Here is a 15,524-nt window from a genome sequence, read left to right on the forward strand (position 1 = left end):
CGATGATCGACCGGCGCCCGGCGGTGATCGCGCGGTGCGCCAACACCGACGACGTGGCGCGGGCGATCGGGTTCGCGCGCGAGCGCGGGCTGGAGGTGTCGGTCCGCGGCGGCGGGCACGGCGTCGCGGGCAAGGCGCTGGTGGACGGCGGCCTGGTGGTCGACCTGCGGCTGCTGGACTCCGTGACGGTCGACCCGCGGGCCCGGACGGCCCGCGTCGGCGGGGGCGCGACGATGCGCGACCTCGACCGGGCCGCCGGGGAGTACAGCCTCGCCACCACCGGCGGGCGCGTGTCCACGACCGGTGTCGGCGGGTTCGTCCTCGGCGGCGGATCGGGCTGGCTGGAGCGCAAGTTCGGGCTGGCCTGCGACAACCTGCTGTCGGTGGAGCTGGTGACGGCGGACGGCTCGCACGTCCGGGCGAGCGAGGAGGAGAACCCCGAGCTGTTCTGGGCGCTGCACGGCGGCGGCGGCAACTTCGGCGTCGCCACCTCGTTCACGCTCCGGCTCCACCCGCTCCCGGCCGTCTCCGTCGCGATGCTGCTGTGGCCGGCCGAGGCGGGCCCGGAGATCCTGACCGCCTACCGCGACTTCATCGGCTCCGCCCCGGACGACGTGGGCGGCGGAGCCCTGTACCTGACCGCGCCGCCGGAGGACTTCGTCCCGGACGGCCTGGCCGGGCGCCGCGCGTTCGCGTTCCTGATCACGTTCACGGGCACGGGGTCGCGGGCCAACGGGGTGATCGGGCCGATGACGCGGCTGGGGCACGCTGGCGGCGTCCAGATGGAGATGCCGTACGCGGACCTGCAGTGCATGCTGGACGACCCGCCCGGCTACCGGAACCACTGGTCGGCGGAGCATCTGCGCGAGTTCCCGGACGACGCCGTGGCGCGCTTCTGCGCCATGTCGGAGGAGATGGTGATCCCGTCGCCGTCGCAGCAGGTCCTCTTCCCGGAGGGCGGCGCCGTCGCCAGGGGACCGGAGTACCCGGTCCCCTGGCGGCGCGACCCCTGGGTCGTGCACCCGTTCGGCCTGTGGGAGGACCCGGCGGACGACGCGCGCGCCGTCGCGTGGGCGCATGGCCTGCGCGACGCCATGGGCCCGTGGTCGACCGGGGCCGTCTACCTGAACTTCATCGGGGACGAGGGGACCGACCGCGTCCGGGAGGGGCTGGGGGAGGCCAACCTCCGGCGGCTCGCGGAAGTGAAGCGCCGGTACGACCCCGACAACGTCTTCCACAACAACCAGAACATCCGGCCCGCGCTCACGGCGTGACCGTCACGGTGTGGGCGGGGCTGCCCGGGTCCGCCCACACCGACAGGACGTTCCGTTCAGCGTCCCACCGGTGCTTCCAGGTGCCGTCGGGGTCGGTGGACGTCACCTTGGGCGAGTCGGTCGGGAACCAGATCTCGGTCGGACCGGACGCGCCGCTGCGCGCGCGCCACCCGACCTTGAGCGCCGTCCCGTCGTAGGAAATCTCGGTCGGGGTGCCCGCGACGGCGCGCGGGTAGGGGCGGGCGAGGAGCTCGGCGAACAGCGTGGGGTCGCCGTCGCCGTCGACCACGCCGCCTTCGCCCGGGTCGTTGGACCAGTACGCCCAGCCGATGCCCAGGTCGTCCGCCATCCGCAGCCATTCCCCGGTGAACCGGTCGGCGCCCGGGGCGCCCGCGGGCATGCCGCCGACCTCGCCGAGCCACATCGGCATGCCGAGCCGCCGCGCGGCGGCGGGCATGTTGCGCTTCCACAGGAAGAACTGGGCCTTGACCAGGAGTTCGGTGAACCCGTCGTAGGAGCCGCCGATGTCCACGCCGCCGGGGTAGAAGTGCGGGGCGAAGACGAGGCGGGGCTCGCCGGGCCGCGGGTCCCGGATCGTCCCGAGGGACGTCTCGGCGCCCTCGTTCGGGCCGAGGGCCTGCGGCTCGACGAAGATCCAGCCGTCCCGGTCGACCTCGCGGACCGCGTCCACGATCCCCTGGTAGAACGGCGTGAGGACGGGCCCCTCGAAGAAGCCGAACTGGCTGGTGCCGCCGAACGGCTCGTTGTAGAGGTCGTAGCCGAGGACGGCCGGGTCGTTCGCGAAGCGCTCGGCGACGTGCCGCCACATGGCGGTGAACCGCTGCTTGAGTTCGGGATGCTCGCCCGAGTTGTTCCAGAAGTGGTCGTAGGCGCGGATGACCGCGGGCTGCACGTACGTCAGGACCCAGGGCGTCTGCGGGGTGCAGGGCAGGCCGTCGGTGTGGGTGGCCCAGGCGGGCGCGCCGTTCCCGGAACCCTCGCACGCGGCCGGGCCGTAGATGTCCTGGTGCATGTCCAGGATCACGTGCATGCCCTGCTCGCGGTACCACGCGACGCGTTCGGCGACGTCGTCCAGATACGCGTCGTCGTACCGGCCGGGCTCGGGCTCGATGTTCTTCCACTGGATCAGGTACCGGACGGAGTTCGTGCCCAGCTCGCGGGCCTCGCGCACGACGTCCTCGCGGTCGATCCAGGGCAGGCCGCTCGGGCCCTTCGCGCTGCTCGCGGTGTTGAGCCCGTGCAGGATGAGCGTCCGGCCCCGGTCGTCGACGATCGTGCGCAGCGGCTCGGGCGCCGCGTGCGCGGGCCGCGCGGGGAGGGCGGCGGCGGCCCCGGCGGCGAGCGCCCCCGCCAGGGCGGCCGTCAGGGTGATCCGGCCGAGAGCGTTTCGGGCGCGCATGCCACCTCCAGAACATGAAATTTGTTCGGATATTAGGAGGCGCGCCCGAGCGGCGGAAGTGGGAGAAATGCACGAAGGGCCGCGCGCGGAACGGGCGGATTGTGCCGAACGGCCCGCGGCGGCCCAGCTCGGCGGCGTCCGGACGTCAGCCCTGCTGCGGCGGGTGCGGCGGGTTCGGCCGGTGCGGCGGCCCGTACGGGCCGGACGGCGGGTGCGGCGCGCCGGGCGGCGGGTTCGGCGGCCCGGGCGGGGCGGCCAGGTAGCCCTCGTACGGGCCCGCACCGTAGTTCGGCGGCGGCAGGAACGCCGGGCGGCCCGGCTGCGGCGCGCCGAACGGCGGCGGCGCGGGCGGCCCCTGCGGGCCCGCGCCCGGCCCCGGCGGCGGCCCCGCCATCGCCATCACCGCCGCCGGATGCGCCACCTGCTCCGGGACCGGCAGCCCCAGCCGGCGCAGGCGGCGCGCGCGGCGCTCGGCCAGCCGCACCTGCTCGCGGTGCCGCCGCTCCGCCAGGACCGCCGACAGCATGATCTCCGGCCGGACGCCCGGCGGCGGGGGCGGGCTGACCACCGCCGCGACCTCGCCCGCGATCCGGTCGCCGAGCGAGTCGCGGACGTCCGTCCGCAGCTCCCAGAAGCGCGACAGGTACTGCCGCGCGGTCATCGCCAGCTCGTCGGAGAGCATCGACAGCTCCAGCGTGCCCGCCCACGGGACCAGGTGCGCGGGCATGATCGCGACCGGCCGGTACAGGCCGGACCCGGAGCGCTCCTGGATGACGACCGTGCCCGCGAACATGTCGCCGAGCCGCTTGCCCCGCCGGTTGCACAGCGAGGCGATGAGCGCGGGCGAGCCGAACAGCATCCGGAACTCCACGAACCCCGCGAGCGCCCGGACGAGCGCCTGCCGGAACCGGACCGGGCCGCCGTCGTCGCCGACGACCCGCAGCTTCAGCACCATCTTGCCGAGCGTGCGCCCGCGCGTCATCGTCTCCATCGCGCACGGGTAGCCGACGAACACCAGCACGGTGGACAGCAGCGACAGCCCGACGATCCACGCCTCGTCGTCCGCGAACAGCGACACCATGCCGATGACCATGAAGGCGCCGTAGAGGAGCGCGGCCTGCAGCACCAGGTCGATCAGCAGGGCGCAGCCGCGGCTGGCCAGCCGCGCCACCCGGATGTCGAGCGCGACGGCCTCGCCGGTGACGAGTTGGCCCATGTGCCGATCCTCCAATGCAGGGGGTCTGGTCTATTTTGCCGGTTCGGCGGGGAGACGCGTTACTCTCCCCGGGTGGACGTCGACGCCTATGTGGCCGCGCACAACCCCGACTGGAACCGCCTCGAGCACCTCATCAACCGGGGGCGGAAGCTGACCGGTGCGGAGGCGGACGAGCTCGTCGAGCTCTACCAGCGCACGGCCACGCACCTGTCGGTCGTCCGGTCCAGCTCGCCCGACCCCGAGCTGGTGGGACGGCTGTCGTCGCTCGTCGCGCGGGGCAGGGCGGCCGTCGCCGGCGCCCGGGCGCCCATGTGGAAGGACGCCTCCCGGTTCGCGACCGTGACGTTCCCGGCGGTCGCCTACCGGCTGAAATGGTGGTGGCTGGGCAACGCCGTGCTCGGCAACCTGCTCGCCCTCGCCCTCGCGATCTGGGTGGTGCAGAACCCCGAGGTGCAGGCGTCCGTGGGCGCCCCCGACGAGATCCGCAGGCTCGTCGAGGAGGACTTCGCGAACTACTACACCGAGCATTCGGCGGGCTCCTTCGCGTTCCAGGTGTGGATCAACAACGCCTGGGTGTCCGCGGTGGCGATCATCTTCGGGATCCTGCTCGGGATACCGACCGTGTACGTCCTGCTGCTCAACCAGGCGAACCTGGGGCTCACCGCCGGGCTGATGTTCGCCCACGGCAAGGGCGACATCTTCTTCGGGCTGATCCTGCCGCACGGCCTGCTCGAACTGACCGCCGTGTACCTGGCGGTCGCGGGCGGGCTGAAACTCGGCTGGACGATCATCGACCCGGGGCGGCGCACCCGCGGCCAGGCCCTCGCCGAGGAGGGCCGGGCGGCCATGAGCATCGCCGTCGGGCTCGTCGCGGTCCTCTTCCTCTCGGGGCTGATCGAGGGCTTCGTCACGGGCTGGGTCCACGTCACCTGGCTCCGGGTCGGGATCGGCGTGGTCGCGGAAGTCGCGTTCCTCACGTACGTGCTCGTCCTCGGCCGCCGGGCGACCCGGAAGGGCGAGACCGGCGACGCCGAGCTGCGGCCCGACCTCGCACCCGTCGCGGGCTGACCGGCCGGAAGCCGGACCGCGGGGCCCCGGCGGCGGGCTGAGACGTCCGCAGAGCCGCGGACCCACCCCCGCCCGCACTCGCCGCCGCACGACGGCCGCGCGGTGCCGCCGGGCCGCCTCAGAGCCGTCCGGCGGCCTTGAGGGCCAGGTAGGCGTCGGCGAGCGCCGGCGCGATCTCCTCGGGCGGCGCGTCCACCACCTCCACGCCGTGCCCGCGCAGCTCCGCGGTCAGCCGGCGGCGCTCCGCGCGCGCCCGCTCCGCGGCGGCCGCGTCGTACACCGCCGCCAGGTCGCCGCGCCCCGCCGCCATCTCCCCGATCCGCGGGTCCGCCACCGCCGCGACCATGACCAGGTGCCGGGCGGTGAGCCGCGGCAGCAGCGGCAGCAGCCCCTCCTCGATCGCCGCCGTGTTCAGCTCGGTGAGCAGCACCACCAGGCACCGCTGCCGCACCCGCGCCAGCAGCGTCGACGCCATCCCGGCGGCGTCCAGCTCGATCAGCTCCGGCTCCAGCGGCGCCAGCGCGTGCACCATCGCGGGCAGCAGGTCCGTCCGCGACGCGCCCTCCACCCGGGCGCGGACCCGCCGGTCGTAGGCCAGCAGGTCGACGCGGTCGCCCGCCCGGGACGCCAGCGCGCCCAGCAGCATCGCCGCGTCCATCGAGCAGTCCAGCCGCGGGATGTCGCCGACGCGGCCCGCCGACGTGCGCCCCGTGTCCAGCACCAGGTAGATGCGGCGGTCCCGCTCCGGCCGCCACGTCCGGACGACCACGTCGGCGCGGCGCGCGGTGGCCCGCCAGTCGATCGAGCGGACGTCGTCGCCGTCCACGTACTCGCGCAGCGAGTCGAACTCGGTGCCCTGCCCGCGGATCTGCGCGACGTGCGCGCCGGTCAGCTCCCGCAGCCGCGCCAGCTTCGCCGGCAGGTGGCGGCGCGACGGGAACGCGGGCAGCGCCCGCACCGTCCACGGCGCCCGCCGCGACAGCTGCCGCGCGGCCAGCCCCAGCGGCCCCACCGACCGCACCACGACCGTCACGGCCTCCCGGTCGCCGCGCCGCGTCGGCGTCAGCGTGAGCTCCACGCGGCGCCGCTCGCCCGCCGGGACGTCCACGTCGGCGGTGCGCGGGGACGCCCCGGCGCTCGGCGGCCACACGTCCCGCAGCCGCGCCTTCAGCCGCCGCTTCCCGAGGTTCTCGACCGTCAGCGTCACCCGCGCCGACTCGCCCAGCCGCACCCGCGCGTCGCCCGACCGGTGGAACCGCAGCGCCCGCACGTTCCCCGCCAGCGCCAGGTCGGCGGCCACGCCGAGCAGCAGGACGCCCCACAGCGCGAACAGCGTCCACCAGCTCGGCAGCAGGATCGGGACGAGCGCGCCGAGCAGCGCCAGCAGCCCCAGCCGTCCGGTCAGCGCCATCAGCGCGGCGCGGGGACGTGGGCGAGGATGCCCTCCAGCACGCCGTCCGCGGTCGCGCCCTCCAGCTCCGCCTCCGGGCGCAGCGCCACGCGGTGCCGCAGCGTCGGGCGGGCGAGCGCCTTCACGTCGTCCGGCGTCACGTAGTCGCGGCCCGACAGCCACGCCCACGCGCGGGACGTCGCCAGCAGCGCCGTCGCGCCGCGCGGCGACACCCCGAGCTGCAGCGACGGGGACTGGCGGGTCGCGCGGCACAGGTCCACCACGTACGCGGCGACCTTGGGGTCGAGGTGGACGGCCCGCGCGGCGGCGCGCCCCGCGGCCAGCTCGTCCGCGCCCGCCACCGGCCTGACCTCCGACAGGTCGCGCGGGTCGAACCCGGACGCGTGCCGCTGCAGCATCGCGATCTCCTCGTCCCGCGTGGGGACGGGCACGGTCAGCTTCACGAGGAACCGGTCGAGCTGCGCCTCGGGCAGGGGGTACGTGCCCTCGTACTCGATCGGGTTCTGCGTCGCGCAAACGACGAACGGGTCGGGCAGGGGGCGCGCGGAGCCCTCCACCGAGACCTGCCGTTCCTCCATGGCCTCCAGAAGGGACGCCTGGGTCTTGGGCGGAGTCCGGTTGATCTCGTCGGCGAGCAGGAGGTTGGTGAAGACCGGTCCCTTGCGGAACTCGAACTCCGCGGTCCGGTTGTCGTAGATGAGCGAGCCCGTCACGTCGCCCGGCATCAGGTCGGGGGTGAACTGCACGCGCTTGAAGTCCAATGCGAGCGCACGCGACAGGGTCTTGATGAGCAGCGTCTTCGCCGTCCCGGGGACGCCCTCCAGCAGCACGTGCCCCCGGCACAGCAGCGCGATCACCAGGCCCGTCACCACGGCGTCCTGCCCGACGACGGTCTTGGCGACCTCGCCGCGCAGCGCCGCGAGCGCGGCCCGCGCCGTCTCGGCCCGCCGCAGCGTCTCGTCGGAGAGCGCGGCGCCCGGCGGCGTGTCGGCCACCGCCCACCGTTCGACGCCCGCCCCGTACGGGGGCCCCTCGCCGGGGCCCTCGCCCTTTCCGAGGTCAACAGGGTGGTTCACGACTGGCGTACCTGCCTTTCCAGGTCGTCGAGGACGTCGGTGAGGGCCAGCAGCCCGGCGTCGTCCACGGGTTCAGGACCGTACAGGGCACCGCCCACGACCGCCTCCTCGTAGGAGGTGCGCTGCGCGACGGCCGAAACGATCTGCTGCGCGGCGGCCGGGTCCTGCGCGGCCGAGCGCGGCAGCCCCAGCAGCGGGACGATCCGGTCGCGCGCGCCCGCCTGCAGCGCGTCCGCCGCCCGGTCGCGGGCGCGGGCCGCACGGTACAGGCGGGCGCGGCCCTCGACCGTCTCCGCGGACCGGACCACCACCGGCAGCGCCTCCGCCACGACCGGGCCGAGCCGCCTCGCCCGCCACAGCGCGACCAGCAGCACCGCGACGACCAGCTCCAGGAAGAACAGCTTCACCCCGAACGGGACCAGCTCGGTCAGCGACGTCCCGCCGGCCGCCGTGCCGGGCTCGGGAAGGTCCGGCATCAGCCACACGGTGTGGTCGCCGGGCCCCGCCAGGTTCATGCCGAGCGCCGCGTTGCCGGCGTCCGCGAGGCGCTCGTTGACGAACGGGGCCGTCGAGCCGACGACGGTGACCGTCCGGCCCTGCTCCCGCACCTGCACCAGGCGGGCGCCGTCCCGCTCCGCGTAGCAGGACACCGCGCCGCCCCGGCCGGCCTCGTAGGCGACCGACTCCCCGAACGAGACCGGGCCCGCGAGGCGCGCGGCGCCGAGCGCGCAGCCGGGGCCGTCCACGCCGGAGAACACGGTGGCCGCCGGGTCGACGCCGGGCGCCAGCTCGTCCAGCGCGTACGGCGACGGCTGGACGAGCACGAGGTTCGCCGGGGACGTGCGCAGGCCCGCAAGGTCGCGGTCGGTGAGCCGCTCGGAGTGCGCCACGACCAGCGTGCTGCCGGGACCGGATGCGGCCAGCGCCCCGGGCGTGTCGCGTGCGACGTCGACCCGCGTGCCGTGCTGCTCCAGCAGCGCCGCGAGCGCGCGGGCGCCCTCCGGCCGCGGCGACTCCGGGTCGAGCGCCGCCGCCGATGCCGACGGGCGCAGCGCGGCCAGGATCACCGCGATCACCGCCATCGCCAGCAGCGCCGCCAGGATCCCGCGGGACGCGCGCCAGCGGCGCCCTGCCACCTGCCGCGCGGACGGCTCCGCGGCCCCGGTGCCAGCGCCGGTGCCCGCGCCCGTCCCGGCGGGCGGTGCCTGCGTCACCATCGCGGCCCTCCGTCCTCGTCGCCCTGCCCGGCCGGGACCGGGTCGTCGGGCTCCAGCGGCGCCGGGCGCGTCGCGCGCAACCGGTCGTCCAGGTCCCTGACCTGCGCGTATCCGTCGGCGGTGCCGGGGCGGTCGCCGTACCAGACGTCCTCGAAGACCCGGACGGCGGCGCGCAGCGCGTCCGCCAGCTCGGGCACCGCCGCGCCCGCCTCGGCCGCCAGCTCGTCGGCGGTGCGGCCGGGCCGCGGCCCCAGGACGGCGCGCTCCTCCAGGTCGCGCGCGACCGCGCGGAGCCGCTCCCGGATCGCCTCGGCCCACTGCCCGGCCGCCGCGTGCCGCTCGGCCGCGTCCCGGTGGTCGAGCGCCGTCGCGGGCGCCGCGTCGTCCAGCAGCCCGTCGCGCCGCGAGCGCGGGTTGCCCGCGCCCCGCATCAGCCACGCCACCAGCGCGATCACGATGGCGAGCACCAGCACGACCACCACGACCGTCAGCAGCGTGTTGCCGCCGCCGGTCGCCTGCCCGCCGCCCGGCGACTGGTTGAGCAGCTCGCGCAGCCACTCCAGGAAGTCGTTCCACCACCGTTCCAGGAACGACGGCTCCTCCCGCCGGTAGACCTGCTTGTCCAGCTCGCGGCGGGCCATCTCCCGCGCCTGCTCGCGATCGACCGGATCGAGCAGCAAGGAACCGAGCATCAGACCGCCGCCCCCGTTCCGTCGGTGGGACGCCACAGAGCGATGAAGCGCTCTCGTTCGCTTTCCTCTGCGTCGGCTGCGCCGCCTGCGCCGCCTGCGCCGACGTCCTCCGCGCCCTGGCCGCCGCTCACGGGCGGGCGCGGCGCGCCGGTGGACGACGTCCGCTGCAGGCGCACCTCCAGGTCGAACCCCTCGCGGCGCATCCGCTGGTCCATGTAGAGCATCGCGATGACGCCCGCGTCGAACGGCAGGACGACCGACCAGGCCACGATCCGTCCCGCCGTGTCGACGGCCAGCGCCGCGACGGCGTCGCTGCCGTCCCCGAAGAACATCAGCTCGACGAAGAGGAACGGGATCCGCAGGGCGAAGAGCCCCATGAACATCGTGACCAGCAGCGTCAGCATCAGCGCACCGCACAACCGCCACCAGCGGCCCTTGGTGAGGGCCCGCGCGCGCTGGAGCGCACCCCCCACGGTGCGTCGCTCCAGAACGACCGCCGGAACCGCCTGCACGAGCAGGACGTAAAGCCACACCATCAACCCGAGACCCACGGAAAAGCCCAGGATCGCGGCCGCCGCGACGACCGCCGGATGCGCCCCCGCCGCCGCCAGCAGGACGAACGGGGCGACCGGCAGCACGAACGCCAGCAGCGACGCGCCCATCACGACCGCCGCCGTCCCCGCCAGCCGTCCCAGCACCGGACGGGCGTCGCGCATCGCCCGCCGCGGCGGCACCGGCAGCCCCACCAGCTCCCGGCCCAGCAGCGGCGCCAGCAGGCCCGCCAGCAGCAGGATCCCGAACCCCGACAGCACCAGCAGCAGCCCGTTCAGTGTCGCCTGCGCGCCGAACGAGCTCAGCAGCACGCCCGGCGTCACCTCGTCGCGGGCCTCGTCCCCGAGGAAGAAGTACGCGGCGACCGACCCGGCCACCTGGATCACCGACGCCACCGCCGCCGACATCCCCAGCACCGCGCGGGGGCGGCGCCGGATCCCGGCGATCACGCCGTCCAGCAGCTCCGAGATCGACATGGGGCGGAACGGGACGGCCTCCTCCACGGCGACGTCCCGGCCGTCCGGTCCCGGCATGGCGGCTCCCTGCGGTCTCTGCGGCGTTTCCCCGGCGATCTTCCCGATCCGTCCCGCGCTCCCCTGCGGCGGTCCGCGCCCGGCGCGCGCGGGACGGCGGCCCCGCGCGCCGGCCGGGTGCTCCACCGCGTGCGTCCGGTCAGGTCATCCTGTCATGGCCGCAATGCCGGGTTCACCGTCATCGCCCGTCCCGCACCGCGGTCCGCCCCGCGACACGCCGAGCCGGGCGATGGAAACCGCCGCTTCCGGCCGCCTCCGGCCCCGCTTTCGGGGTCTCCCTTGACAAACCCGGCACTGTATAAAGAGCGCATAAGGCGGTGCCCCGCCGCGACGAGGGGGCGGCGCCGGGCGCCGGACGCGCGGCCACCCGGCTCGGGGGAGTCATGTACAAGGCAAACGCAGGTAACCTGGCACGCCAAGGCATATCTCTCCGCGGCTAGGTGGGAAACCGGCGCGTCGCACCACTCCACCGAACCCCGACTATGCGATGAGGGCCATGAGAGGACGTGTACTGGTCGTCGACGACGACCTCGCGCTCGCCGAGATGCTCGGCATCGTGCTCAGGGGCGAGGGCTTCGAGCCCTCGTTCGTGCACGACGGCGACAAGGCGCTCGAGGCGTTCCGGGAGACCCGCCCCGACCTCGTGCTGCTGGACCTGATGCTGCCCGGAGCCGACGGCATCGACGTCTGCAGGCAGATCCGCGCCGAGTCGGGCGTCCCGATCGTCATGCTGACCGCCAAGAGCGACACCGTCGACGTCGTCCTCGGCCTCGAGTCGGGCGCCGACGACTACATCGTCAAGCCGTTCAAGCCGAAGGAGCTGGTGGCGCGCGTGCGCGCCCGCCTGCGGCGCACCGACGAACCCGCGCCCGAGACCCTGCAGATCGGCGACATCACCATCGACGTCGCCGGGCACTCCGTCAAGCGCGGCGACCAGCACATCCCCCTGACCCCGCTCGAGTTCGACCTCCTCGTCGCCCTGGCCCGCAAACCGCGCCAGGTCTTCACCCGCGAGGTCCTCCTCGAGCAGGTCTGGGGCTACCGGCACGCCGCCGACACCCGCCTGGTCAACGTGCACGTCCAGCGACTCCGCGCCAAGATCGAGAAGGATCCCGAGCGCCCCGAGATCGTGGTGACCGTGCGCGGCGTCGGCTACAAAGCGGGCCCAGCCTGAAGCACCGCCGGTTCCCTCCCCCCGCCGGCCCGATCCCTCCGGTGACACGACGATGACCCTTCGTTCGTCCGGCCTCCCGTCCGGCCCGCGGACCGGCCTGCGGAACGGCACCGCGCGACGCCCCGCGGACTCCTCATGAACGTCTCGGTGAGGAGCGCGGGGCGGTTCGTGCGGCGGCCCCTGCGCGCCCTCCGGCGGCTGCTGCGCGGCGCCGCGCGGCAGGCGTTCGCCCGCTGGCGCCGCTCCATCCAGGTGCGGATCGTCACCTCGACCCTGGTCATCTCCGGCATCGTCGTGGTGATCCTCGGCGCGTTCCTGATGCAGCAGGTGTCGTCCGCGCTGATGGACAGCAAGGTCAAGGCCGCCCGCCTCCAGCTCGACGAGGGCCTCGCCCAGGTCCAGCGCGACCTGGGCCACTCCTCCGACAGCGGCACCCGGCTCAACGCCACCATCGACCGGCTCCGGTCGAGCAGCGGCCCGTCCGGCCTGTACGAGGTGTACATCCGCGACACGAACGAGCAGTACTTCGACGGCTACGCCACCAACGAGCTCCGCGAGGCGAGCGTCCCGAACCGCCTCCGCGAGGAGATCGCGAACGCCCCCGCGGGCACCCGCGCCTACACCTACGGCGAACTGTCGTACATCGGCGACCGCCCGTCCGAACGCGGCCTCATCGTCGGCGGACGCACCGGCCAGTTCGAGCTGTACTACCTGTTCTCGCTCGAACAGGAGCAGGAGACCCTCACCACCGTCGAACGCTCCCTCGTCGGCGTGGGCATCGTCCTCGTCCTCCTCCTCGCCGCGATCGCCTCCCTGGTGACGCGCCAGGTCGTCATCCCCGTCCGGCTCGCCGCCCAGGGCGCGCAGCGCCTCGCCGCCGGCCGGCTCGAGGAGCGCATGCGCGTCCGCGGCGAGGACGACCTCGCCCGGCTCGGCCGCTCCTTCAACGAGATGGCCGAGAACCTCCAGGAGAAGATCCGCGAACTCGAGGACCTCTCGCAGGTCCAGCGCCAGTTCGTCTCCGACGTCTCGCACGAGCTCCGCACCCCGCTCACCACCATCCGCATCGCCGCCGACATGCTCTACGAGAACCGCGACACCTTCGGCGACGCGGCCGTCGGCCGCTCCGCCGAGCTGCTGCAGAGCCAGCTCGAACGGTTCGAGGCGCTGCTCGCCGACCTCCTCGAGATCAGCCGGCACGACGCCGGCGCCGCCACCCTCGACGCCGAGTCGCTCGACATGCGCGACGTCGTGCTCCGCACCGTCGGCGACATCCAGGGCCTCGCCGAGCGCAAGGGCAGCAAGGTCGTCCTCCAGCTCCCCGGCGAACCCTGCATGGCCGAGGTGGACCGCCGCCGCGTCGAGCGCATCCTGCGGAACCTGCTGGTCAACGCCGTCGAGCACGGCGAGGGCGAGGACATCGTCGTGTCCGCCGCCGCCGACCGCGACGCCGTCGCCGTCGCCGTCCGCGACCACGGCGTCGGCCTGAAACCGGGGGAGGGGCAGATGGTCTTCGACCGGTTCTGGCGCGCCGACCCCGCCCGCGCCCGCACCACCGGCGGCACCGGCCTCGGCCTGTCCATCTCCCGCGAGGACGCCCAGCTCCACGGCGGCTGGCTCCAGGCATGGGGCGAACCCGGCCAGGGCTCCCAGTTCCGCCTGTCCCTGCCCCGAGCCGCCGGCGCGGAACTCCGCGGCTCCCCGCTCCCGCTCGTCCCGCCCGGCGCGGGCGACTCCCGCCCCGTCTTCGCGGAACTGGAGGTCGAATGAACCGCGGCCTCGCCCTCGCCTTCCTGTGCGCCGCCGTGCTGCTCGGCGGCACCGGCTGCGCCGGCGTGCCCAGCGGCGGCCAGGTCGTCACCGGCCAGCCCGCCGAACGCGCCGAGCGCGTCGACGACCCGTACGTCCGGCTCGTCCCCGTCGGGCCCGACCCCGAATGGGGCCCCGCCGAGATCGTCTCCGGCTTCCTCGCCGCGTCCGCGAGCTTCGACGACGACCACCGCGTCGCCAAGCAGTACCTCGGCGCCAAGTCCCGCTGGGACCCCGGGCCCCGCCCGTTCGTCACCGTCCTCGCGGACCGGATCGTCGCACCGCAGGTCGTCCGGTCCGAGAACGGGCAGGCGACCGTCCGGATCACCGGCGACCAGCTCGGCACCATCACCTCCGACGGCCAGTACACCGCCGCCCCGAAGGACCTCGACGTCGCCTTCCAGCTCGCCCGCACCCCGCAGGGCATCTGGCGGATCACCGGCCTGCCCGGCGGCGACAAGGCCGGCCTGATCCTCACCAAGGACGACGTCGAGCGCTCCATGCGCACCGTCAACCTGTACTTCTTCGCGCCCGACCGGCACACGCTCGTCCCCAACGGGATCTTCCTGCCGGTCGTGAACCGCCAGACGCTCCCCACCCAGCTCGTCCGGGCGCTCCTCAGCGGCCCGACCTCCTGGCTGAACGGCGCCGTCGACAGCGCCTTCCCCAACGGCACCCAGCTGCGCGGCCCCGTCGACATCGACAACGACGTCGCCACCGTCGACCTCACCGCGGGGGCCCGCGCCGGCGACGTCGAGCGCATGTCCGCGCAGCTCGGCTGGACCCTCCGCCAGCTGTCCGAGATCCAGCGCTGGCGGCTGCGCATCGGCGGCGAGACCGTCACCGCCGAAGGCATGGACTCCACCCAGTCCGTCTACGCCTGGCCGGAGAACTCGCCCGACGGCCCCGACGCCAAGAACAAGGGCCACCAGAACGCGTACATGGTCGGCGAGACCGGCGCCCTCGGCACCCTCCGCGGCGACCGCGTCCACCCCGTCGTCACCGGCCCCGCCGGCGCCCTGTCCCGCCCCGCCGTCTCGCCCGACTACGGCGAGGTCGCCGGGCTCGGCAGCGCCCACGACCAGGTCGTCGTCGCCGCCCCCGTCTCCGGCGCCGCCGCCTCCCGCGTCCTGCTGAACGCCCGGGAGGGCGCCCGCTTCACCGCGCCGTCCTGGAGCCCCGACGGCACCCTGTGGACGGTCGAGAGCACGTCGGAGGAGTCCGCCCTCTGGGTGCGGCGCCCGGGGCAGCCGCCCGTCCGCGCCGCCCACTGGGGCCTCAGCGGACGCGAGGTCCTGTCCTTCCGCGTCGCGCGCGACGGCGTCCGCGCGGCCGTCATCGTCAACATCGACGGCCGCCCCCAGATCCAGGTCGGCCGCATCGCCCACGCCCCCGACGGCACCCTGGACGTCGGGGCTTTCCTGCCCGTCAGCTCCGAACTCCAGGACGCCGTCGACATCGCCTGGCGCGACTACGGCACCCTCGCCGTGCTCGGCCGCGCCAAGCGCGACTCCCAGACGCTCCCGTACCTGATGCCCGTGAGCGGCAGCGCCGTCACCACCCTCGGCGTCGGCTCCCTCGGCGAACCCGAGACGATCACCGCGGCGCCGGGCGCGCCCGTCCTCATCGGCACCCGCTCCGGCGACGGGCAGAAGATCTGCCGCCAGCGGTCGCCTTCGCAGACCTACAGCGAGTGGATCTGCCCCGCCGCCGGCCGCGATCCGTACTACCCGCGCTGAGTTATCCACAGGTCGGGGTTCTTGTGCCGGCCCGGTGCCGCGCCGGGCATCGTCGACGGCATGAGCCTCCTGACGACGATCCTCGACCTGGTCCTTCCCGAATCCTGCGCGGGCTGCGGGCGTCCGTCCGTCCTCCTGTGCCCCGTCTGCAGCATCCCCCTGCGGGCTCCCGCCGGCCGGGCGCCCGCGCTCCCGGGCGTCCCTCGCCCCCACACGGTCGCGCTCTACCAGGGGCCGGTGAAGGCCGTCCTGTCCGCCTACAAGGAGCAGGGCCGCACCCGCCTGGCCGTCCCGCTGGGCGAAGCCCTGGCCACCGCCCTCCGCGCCGCCCTCCACCCCCAAC

13 protein-coding genes are annotated in these 15,524 nt (G+C 74.7%); 6 read left to right on the plus strand and 7 right to left on the minus strand.

Annotation, left to right across the window (positions count from 1 at the left end; all coding sequences use genetic code 11):
- The coding region (locus DMH08_RS02330) for an FAD-binding oxidoreductase (protein WP_148108577.1) at positions 1-1,274 on the plus strand (1,274 nt) is incomplete at its 5' end.
- Here DMH08_RS02330 and DMH08_RS02335 read toward each other — a convergent pair.
- Both DMH08_RS02335 and DMH08_RS02340 read right to left on the minus strand, forming a co-directional pair.
- The gene (locus tag DMH08_RS02335; RefSeq protein WP_125611357.1) at positions 1,264-2,694 is read right to left on the minus strand and encodes a cellulase family glycosylhydrolase; all 1,431 of its coding nucleotides are present in this window, start codon (positions 2,692-2,694) and stop codon (positions 1,264-1,266) included. The two genes, DMH08_RS02330 and DMH08_RS02335, sit on opposite strands and share 11 nt — an antisense overlap.
- 145 nt (positions 2,695-2,839) lie before the next feature.
- Positions 2,840-3,910, minus strand: coding sequence for an RDD family protein (locus tag DMH08_RS02340; RefSeq protein WP_125611359.1), 1,071 nt, complete (start codon positions 3,908-3,910; stop codon positions 2,840-2,842).
- 72 nt (positions 3,911-3,982) lie between these two features.
- On the opposite strand from DMH08_RS02340, the gene DMH08_RS02345 reads away from it, so the two are divergent.
- Complete coding sequence (locus DMH08_RS02345; protein ID WP_125611361.1) at positions 3,983-4,978, plus strand: stage II sporulation protein M; 996 nt, start codon at positions 3,983-3,985, stop codon at positions 4,976-4,978.
- A 118-nt stretch (positions 4,979-5,096) separates the two neighbouring features.
- Here the strand turns inward: DMH08_RS02345 and DMH08_RS02350 are convergent, their stop codons facing one another.
- The 5 genes from DMH08_RS02350 to DMH08_RS02370 all read right to left on the minus strand — a co-directional run bounded on the left by DMH08_RS02350 (position 5,097) and on the right by DMH08_RS02370 (position 10,459).
- Positions 5,097-6,389, minus strand: coding sequence for a DUF58 domain-containing protein (locus DMH08_RS02350; protein ID WP_026403024.1), 1,293 nt, complete (start codon positions 6,387-6,389; stop codon positions 5,097-5,099).
- Positions 6,389-7,384 (minus strand): AAA family ATPase, encoded by a 996-nt coding sequence (locus DMH08_RS02355; protein ID WP_442778622.1) that lies wholly within the window; start codon positions 7,382-7,384, stop codon positions 6,389-6,391. The genes DMH08_RS02350 and DMH08_RS02355 overlap by 1 nt, the downstream gene beginning before the upstream one ends.
- 77 nt (positions 7,385-7,461) lie before the next feature.
- Complete coding sequence (locus DMH08_RS02360; RefSeq protein ID WP_125611365.1) at positions 7,462-8,682, minus strand: DUF4350 domain-containing protein; 1,221 nt, start codon at positions 8,680-8,682, stop codon at positions 7,462-7,464.
- The gene (locus DMH08_RS02365) at positions 8,676-9,362 is read right to left on the minus strand and encodes a DUF4129 domain-containing protein (RefSeq protein ID WP_125611367.1); all 687 of its coding nucleotides are present in this window, start codon (positions 9,360-9,362) and stop codon (positions 8,676-8,678) included. Before DMH08_RS02365 ends, DMH08_RS02360 begins: the two co-directional genes overlap by 7 nt.
- A gap of 11 nt (positions 9,363-9,373) precedes the next feature.
- Positions 9,374-10,459 carry a hypothetical protein gene (locus DMH08_RS02370; RefSeq protein WP_125611369.1) on the minus strand — a complete coding sequence of 362 codons (1,086 nt, stop codon included), beginning with the start codon at positions 10,457-10,459 and terminating at the stop codon, positions 9,374-9,376.
- 496 nt (positions 10,460-10,955) lie between these two features.
- On the opposite strand from DMH08_RS02370, the gene mtrA reads away from it, so the two are divergent.
- The 4 genes from mtrA to DMH08_RS02390 all read left to right on the plus strand — a co-directional run.
- Entirely contained in the window at positions 10,956-11,633 is a 678-nt protein-coding gene (gene mtrA, locus DMH08_RS02375) for an MtrAB system response regulator MtrA (protein WP_026403027.1), read from the plus strand.
- Positions 11,634-11,768: 135 nt separating this feature from the next.
- Positions 11,769-13,403, plus strand: a complete 1,635-nt coding sequence (gene mtrB, locus DMH08_RS02380) for an MtrAB system histidine kinase MtrB (protein WP_026403028.1) — start codon at positions 11,769-11,771, stop codon at positions 13,401-13,403.
- Positions 13,400-15,181 carry an LpqB family beta-propeller domain-containing protein gene (locus DMH08_RS02385; protein ID WP_233617358.1) on the plus strand — a complete coding sequence of 594 codons (1,782 nt, stop codon included), beginning with the start codon at positions 13,400-13,402 and terminating at the stop codon, positions 15,179-15,181. The genes mtrB and DMH08_RS02385 overlap by 4 nt, the downstream gene beginning before the upstream one ends.
- Positions 15,182-15,241: 60 nt before the next feature.
- Positions 15,242-15,524, plus strand: a 283-nt coding sequence (locus tag DMH08_RS02390; protein ID WP_442778621.1) for a ComF family protein, incomplete at its 3' end; no start/stop codon positions are given.

Origin of the sequence: Actinomadura sp. WAC 06369 (assembly GCF_003947565.1) — a bacterium.
In the GTDB taxonomy this organism is placed as follows: Bacteria; Actinomycetota; Actinomycetes; order Streptosporangiales; family Streptosporangiaceae; genus Spirillospora; species Spirillospora rifamycini.

Excerpts from the sequence above, each read along its gene's own strand:
- DMH08_RS02335 (WP_125611357.1), bottom strand. The coding sequence starts at position 2,694 with ATGCGCGCCCGAAACGCTCTCGGCCGGATCACCCTGACGGCCGCCCTG.
- DMH08_RS02340 (WP_125611359.1), bottom strand. The coding sequence starts at position 3,910 with ATGGGCCAACTCGTCACCGGCGAGGCCGTCGCGCTCGACATCCGGGTG.
- DMH08_RS02350 (WP_026403024.1), bottom strand. The coding sequence starts at position 6,389 with ATGGCGCTGACCGGACGGCTGGGGCTGCTGGCGCTGCTCGGCGCGCTC.
- DMH08_RS02360 (WP_125611365.1), bottom strand. The coding sequence starts at position 8,682 with ATGGTGACGCAGGCACCGCCCGCCGGGACGGGCGCGGGCACCGGCGCT.
- DMH08_RS02370 (WP_125611369.1), bottom strand. The coding sequence starts at position 10,459 with ATGCCGGGACCGGACGGCCGGGACGTCGCCGTGGAGGAGGCCGTCCCG.
- mtrA (WP_026403027.1), top strand. The coding sequence starts at position 10,956 with ATGAGAGGACGTGTACTGGTCGTCGACGACGACCTCGCGCTCGCCGAG.
- mtrB (WP_026403028.1), top strand. The coding sequence starts at position 11,769 with ATGAACGTCTCGGTGAGGAGCGCGGGGCGGTTCGTGCGGCGGCCCCTG.
- DMH08_RS02385 (WP_233617358.1), top strand. The coding sequence starts at position 13,400 with ATGAACCGCGGCCTCGCCCTCGCCTTCCTGTGCGCCGCCGTGCTGCTC.